This window comes from Streptomyces sp. SID11385 (genome assembly GCF_010548245.1).
GTDB lineage: Bacteria > Actinomycetota > Actinomycetes > Streptomycetales > Streptomycetaceae > Streptomyces.
This window is the reverse complement of record NZ_JAAGLR010000760.1, coordinates 1-3,103: the sequence shown is the minus strand read 5'-3', so window position 1 is coordinate 3,103 and position 3,103 is coordinate 1. Positions and strand designations below refer to the sequence as shown.

The window sequence follows — 3,103 nt, the reverse complement described above, 5'->3', positions numbered from 1 at the left end:
GGGCCCGGGGCGGCCGTTCGCCGGAGGGCGCGTCGGCCGCCGTGCCGAAGTCGATGACGAGGCCCACGCGCTTGCGGCCCGCGAGCGCCTTCGTGCCCGCGCAGATCGCGGCGAAACCGTCCTTCGCGCGCGGCCGGGTCGCGTCGCCCGCGTCCTCGCTCACCGCGAAGCGGAACCCGGCCACGTCGCCGTCGCCGGGGCGCGCGAGCGCGGGCCCGCGGGTCGCGTACTGCCACGCGCCCGCGTCCGTACGTTCCCAGAACGACCAGTACCGGTACGCGCTCGCGGCCGAGGCGGGCGCGGCGAGGCCGAGGACGCAGGCGAGCGCGGTCAGCAGGAGGAGGACGTGGCGGGGCACGGTCACCGCGACGCGTTCCTCTTGTTGCGGCTGCTCAGCAGGAAACCGATCCCGGCCCCCGCCGCGAGGCCGACGCCCACGAACCACCACGGGCTCGACCCGCCGCCGTCGTCCTTCTCCTTCTTGCCGGACTTCTCGGTGGACCCGCCGGAGTCCTTCGCCCGCACGGTCGCGCCCGCGACCGTCTTCCCGCCCGGGCCCGTCGCCGCGAGCTTCGCGGGCAGGTCGCGGCCCACGAAGTCGGCCGGGTCGGCGCCGGTCGCGTGCGCGGCCAGGATGAGCTGGGACCACGCGGCGGGCCCCGTCTTCTCGGCCCACGCGGGACCCTCGGACCGCAGCCAGTCGACCGCCTCGCGCGCCTCCTCCGGCATCCCGGCCGCCGCGAGCGCGACGGCGGTGTCCGCGGTGTTGCCCGCGTCGGGCTTCGGCTTCGCGCCCGGCAGCGCCGTCGTCACGGCGCCGTTCTCGCCGAGGACGCCGCCGAGCCACACGGCGCCGTTGCGCGCGGCGTCCTTCGCCGTACGGGGCGAGGCGCAGCGCGTGCTCCCGCCGGTCTCCTCGTGGGGCGCGGCGACGACGAAGCCCGCGCCGTAGCCGGCCGTGACGGCGGCGGCGGTCGCGTCGGTGTTCGCGACGAGGGAGCCGTCCTTCTCGGGCTGGAAGCCGAAGGCGCTCCCGGCCTTGCCGGGCGACTGCTTCGCGTCGCACTTCAGCGCGAAGGAGAGCAGCGCGTCCTCGGCCGACTCGCCGCCCTTCGTGACGTCGGCGGGCCGCACGCCGAGCGCGCGCAGCGCGCCGATCACGACGGAGGTCGAGTTCGCGTCGGACGGCGAACCGGCCGTGTACCCCCAGCCGCCGTCCTTGTTCTGCGCGGACTTCAGCCAGGAGAGGGCCTTCTCGGCCTCGGCCCGGTGCCCGCCGATCGCGGCGAACGCCTGGATCGCCGCGCCCGTCTGGTTCGTGTCCACCTTGTCCTTCGGCCCGCAGTCCGCCGCGGGCTTCGCACGGTACGGCGCGAAGGAGCCGTCCGCGCACTGCTGCGCCACGAGCCAGTCCACCGCCTTCACCGGCAGCTTCCGGCCCGCCGTGTCGAGCGCGACGAGGGACAGCGACTGCCGCCACACCCCGTCGTACGTGGGGTCCTGCGTCCCGAAGAGCCCTTCGGCGGGACCCGGCGCGGCGGCGGACGCGATGGCCGGGGACGCGGCGAGGGCGGGCGCCGAGGCGAGGCCGAGGGCGCCGGTGGCGACGAGGGGGACGGCGGCGGCGAGACGGCGGAGGTTCATGCGGGGCGGCTCCTGGCGGGGCGCGCCTGGCCGGGGGCGCGGGGATTTCGGGGCCGCACCACCTTAGCTGGCGGGCGCTTTCGACGGCTTTGGCGGGCACCACCCCCGCCCGCGGGCACGCGGGCCCCACTCCCGCCCTGACGTGCTCTTCGTCACCTCCCGCACCCGGTGTCCCGCCGAGGCTACTTGCCGGTAGATTCTGGGGGCGGACGACGATCAAGGGGAACTTGTTCGGTTTTGCAGTCCCGGCGTAGGCTCGCCGGACGTTCAGGAAAGAGAGGGTGCCTGGAGTGACCGCCGAGGCCCTGGGTGCCCGCGCCGGACTCGACCGCCCGCTGCGCATCGCCCTGCTCACGTACAAGGGAAACCCTTTCTGCGGGGGGCAGGGCGTCTACGTGCGCCACCTCTCGCGCGAACTCGCCCGGCTCGGGCACGAGGTCGAGGTGCTCGGCGCCCAGCCGTACCCCGTGCTCGACGAGGGCGTCCCGCTCACCGAGGTCGCGAGCCTCGACCTCTACCGCCAGCCCGACCCCTTCCGCACCCCGCGCCGCGAGGAGTACCGGGACTGGGTGGACGCCCTGGAGGTCGCCACGATGTGGACCGGCGGCTTCCCCGAACCCCTCACCTTCAGCCTCCGCGCGCGCCGCCACCTCGCGGCCAGGCGCGGCGCCTTCGACGTCGTGCACGACAACCAGACGCTCGGGTACGGGCTGCTCGGCGGCCCCCGCGCGCTCGGCGCCCCGCTCGTCACGACGATCCACCACCCCATCACGGTCGACAGGGAACTCGACCTCGCCGCCGCCGAGGGCTTCAAGCGGCAGCTCTCGGTGCGCCGCTGGTACGGGTTCACGCGGATGCAGAAGCGCGTCGCGCGGCGGCTGCCCTCGGTCCTCACCGTCTCGGGCACCTCGCGCGCCGAGATCGTCCGCCACCTCGGCGTCGACCCGCGCCGCGTCCACGTCGTGCACATCGGCGCCGACACCGACCTCTTCTCGCCCGACCCCTCCGTGCCCGAGGTCCCCGGCCGGATCGTGACCACGTCGAGCGCCGACGTCCCGCTCAAGGGCCTCGTGCACCTCGTCGAGGCGCTCGCCGAGGTCCGTGCCGAGCACCCCGACGCGCACCTCGTCGTCGTCGGCAAGCGCGCCGAGGACGGCCCCGTCGCGCGCGCCATCGAGAAGTACGGGCTCGGGCACGCCGTCGAGTTCGTCAAGGGCATCACCGACGCGGAGCTCGTCGACCTCGTGCGCTCGGCGCAGGTCAGTTGCGTGCCCTCGCTCTACGAGGGCTTCTCGCTGCCCGCCGCCGAGGCGATGGCGACGGGGACGCCGCTCGTCGCGACGACCGGCGGCGCGATCCCCGAGGTCGCCGGGCGGGACGGCGAGACGTGCCTCGCGGTGCCCCCGGGCGAGCCCGGCGCACTCGCGCGGGCACTCGGGCGTCTCCTCGGCGACGCGGA

Annotated in this window: 3 protein-coding genes; 1 reads left to right on the top strand and 2 read right to left on the bottom strand. The window is 75.6% G+C overall.

Annotated features, from left to right (window positions below; translation table 11 throughout):
- Positions 1-364, bottom strand: a 364-nt coding sequence (locus G3I42_RS23590; RefSeq protein WP_343244639.1) for an SCO2322 family protein, incomplete at its 3' end; no start/stop codon positions are given.
- On the bottom strand, positions 361-1,644 hold the full coding sequence (locus G3I42_RS23585; protein ID WP_164289053.1) for a prenyltransferase/squalene oxidase repeat-containing protein: 1,284 nt from the start codon (positions 1,642-1,644) through the stop codon (positions 361-363). The genes G3I42_RS23590 and G3I42_RS23585, both read right to left, overlap by 4 nt.
- 290 nt (positions 1,645-1,934) lie before the next feature.
- Here G3I42_RS23585 and G3I42_RS23580 point away from each other — a divergent pair.
- Positions 1,935-3,103, top strand: a 1,169-nt coding sequence (locus G3I42_RS23580; protein ID WP_164289055.1) for a glycosyltransferase family 4 protein, incomplete at its 3' end; no start/stop codon positions are given.